This is a genomic window from Thermosynechococcus sp. OHK43 (genome assembly GCF_014466085.1).
In the GTDB taxonomy this organism is placed as follows: domain Bacteria; phylum Cyanobacteriota; class Cyanobacteriia; order Thermosynechococcales; family Thermosynechococcaceae; genus Thermosynechococcus.
Map to the genome: position 1 here is coordinate 1 of NZ_JACOMP010000108.1, position 2,992 is coordinate 2,992.

Below are 2,992 nucleotides of genomic sequence, written 5' to 3' on the forward strand. Positions count from 1 at the left end.
AGCATTATGGAAAACATTGACCTTGAGTTACGCACAGGGGAAATTGTTGCGCTGTTAGGGCCCTCAGGATCTGGTAAATCAACCCTGATGCGCATTATTACAGGTTTGGTTGCACCTACATCTGGGCAGGTCTTGTACCGCGAGCAGCCAATGCAGGGCTTGAATCCGGGGGCTGCGATTGTTTTTCAAAGTTCGGCGCTCTATCCGTGGCTAACGGTTTTGGAAAATGTGGAGTTGGGGCTAAAGGCCTTGGGAGAAGGTCCGCGATCGCGCCGGCGCAAGGCACTGCGGATGATTGACATTATTGGCTTAGACGGGTTTGAAAATGCCTACCCCAAGGAACTGTCGGGGGGGATGCGGCAGCGGGTGGGATTTGCCCGTGCTTTGGCGGTGGAGCCGGAACTCCTGTGTATGGATGAGCCATTTTCGGCCTTGGATGTGCTGACCGCCGAGAACCTGCGTTTTGAACTTCTCGATCTGTGGCTAGAGCACAAAATTCCTACCCAGAGCATTTTGATTGTCACCCACCACATTGAAGAGGCGGTGATTCTCGCCGATCGCATTATTGTTTTGGGGAGCAACCCCGGTCGCGTCCGCGCTGATTTTCCAGTCACCTTGCCCCACTATCGCGATCGCAAGAACCCCGAGTTTCAAGCCACGGTGGATCGCATCTATAAAATTCTCACTAACCCCCATGTGGACGAATTAGAGGAACTGGAACCCAGGCCAACTACCATTGCCAGCCCTCAGGAACCGCGTTACCCGCTGCTTCCCCATGTGCGCATTGGCTCGATCGCCGGTCTATTGGAACTCCTAGAACACCGCAAAGAGGACCTCTACCGCATTGCCCAGGAGTTGCAATTGGAGCTAGATGATATTCTGCCCATTGTCGAAGGTGCCCAGATGATGGAACTAGTGGAACTGAAAGAGGGGGATATCAGTGTGACCCCTATTGGCAATGCCTTTATTCAGGGGGACATTGACCAGCGCAAGCTGATTATTCGTCAGCAACTCCTCAAGCATATCCGCCTTGTGCAGCAAATCCATACTTTCCTGATGGCCAAGCAAAACCACCGCATTCCTGAAAGTTTGGTGCTGGATATTCTAGAGCGACACTTTACGCCGCAGGAGGCCGAGCGCCAGCTCAATACCGCCATTGACTGGGGACGCTATGCCGAACTCTTTGGCTATGACGAACCGTCTAAGGAAATTTTCCTTGAAGTCAGTGAACCTGAAGAGCCACTGCCCCTTGAAACGACTGCCGTTTGACAACCGCCTAGGGAGACTGTTTTTGGCTAAATTCCTCTAGGGCTTCCATGACGTGGGTGGCATACATCAAGGCAGGACCGCCGTCCATGGCCACAGTCACCATTAGGGTCTCCATGATTTCCGCAGCGGTTGCGCCCGCCTGCAAGGCAGCACGGGTATGGAAGGCAATGCAGCCATCACAATGCTTGGCCACACCAATGGCTAGGGCAATCAGCTCTTTAGTTTTAGTGTCAAGGGCACCAGGGGTTGAAGAGGCACGACTCAAGCTATAAAAGGCTTTCATGGCATCGGGCATCGCTGCCGTCAGCTTTGCCGTGTAGGATTTGATGTGGTTAATTTGTTCGGCGTACATTGCTGTTCTCAAACATTTCGTGTTATGCCTATCATCGCCGCTAAACGGCGCTATCCTACTGAAACTTCAACGTTTTTTCTTCTTTGTGTTCCTTTGATGGCAAAAAGCGGTTAGGGAATAAAATAATTTGGACAATTTCAATGTGTACCTATGCGATTCTATTGGGTAAGTGCGGCAGGTCCTCTGAGTATGATGTTCTTGGCAGTGGGGTGTCAAGCGGCAACGGTGCCGTCAGCACCAGCAGCAGTATCTACAACAGTTACACCGTCCCCTGTTGCTGTATCTTCCCTCTACACCGTACTGGATGAGTTTGGCCAACCTCAGTTTCAAGTGGATGGGCGCAAACTGTTTCGCGATCGCCCCCTGCCACCGCACCGCATTAGCACCGCTCCCATGAAGCTACTGCAAGTGTTGCGCAGCACTCGCCAGTATTTTCAAGACTTTAGTGCAACCGACCCCATTACCCAACGGGAAGGCATTCTGGCGATGAAGGGGGTTACGCTGCCCCAAGTCCTCGAGACGCTAGATTTCATGATTGCGACGCTCACGGTAGATATTAGCCGCAAGCGGCCAATTCGTTTGCAGGACCCCGCATTTATTAATCAGCACTTTCGTGTCATTCAATGGCTGCCCCACAATCCCCGCAATCCAAACCAAACTGAAGAATTGCGCCTCACTAACTACGCGGTATTTACCCATCGCGGATCACGCAGCCGCACGCAGACCTACAATGCGGCCCTTTATGCTCTGCCGCCCCATGTTCCCGATCAACCAGAGGATTTATTTTATAAGCAACTCACAAAGCAACAGGTGCTCGCAGGGATTTTTGAACCGGGTGGCTCCCTCTATGGACGGGTGAAGCCTTTGGCCTACCTAACGAGGAGAGGGCTTGAGGATGCCCTGATGCAGGGGACGATTTTGGTGCAATTTACCGATGGCACTGAAGAATTTTTCAATGTGGATCGCCATAATGATATTCCCTTTGCCAAGGGGCTTGATCCCTATGAGCAGCGGCGCTACTGGTATTTTCGCCAAGTGGCTGCCATTAAGGGCTACGGCAGCACCATTGAGAACAAAATTAATATTGAGCCTGAAGTGACGTTTGCTGGCGATGTCTGGAATATTGGTCTTGGCCGAGTCGTTGTAGTGGAAGATACCCAGGGCGGTCGGCCTAAACTGCGCCTTGGTGTGATTGCCGATACGGGGGGAGCTTTTATGCCCAATCTCTATCAGTTGGACTTTTTGGCGGGAATTTTTCCTGACCGTGCCAGCTATCAAGCGGCTGCTCGTCGCATACCCCATTACGTCCGTGCCTATATCCTGATTAAGAAATAAGCCTAGCGCTGGCCGAGAAATTTATGGGTTTGGGGA

3 protein-coding genes are annotated in these 2,992 nt (G+C 52.0%); 2 read left to right on the forward strand and 1 reads right to left on the reverse strand.

The features are described from left to right. Positions 1-1,269 (forward strand): nitrate/sulfonate/bicarbonate ABC transporter ATP-binding protein (locus tag H8Q75_RS04495; protein ID WP_297040806.1); only part of this gene is annotated, 1,269 nt, incomplete at its 5' end. 7 nt (positions 1,270-1,276) lie between these two features. Here the strand turns inward: H8Q75_RS04495 and H8Q75_RS04500 are convergent. After that, entirely contained in the window at positions 1,277-1,621 is a 345-nt protein-coding gene (locus tag H8Q75_RS04500) for a carboxymuconolactone decarboxylase family protein (RefSeq protein ID WP_024125821.1), read from the reverse strand. 150 nt (positions 1,622-1,771) lie between these two features. Between H8Q75_RS04500 and H8Q75_RS04505 the strand changes: the two genes are divergently transcribed. Further along, positions 1,772-2,956, forward strand: coding sequence for a hypothetical protein (locus tag H8Q75_RS04505; protein WP_297040807.1), 1,185 nt, complete (start codon positions 1,772-1,774; stop codon positions 2,954-2,956). The last annotated feature ends 36 nt before the right edge of the window (positions 2,957-2,992 follow it).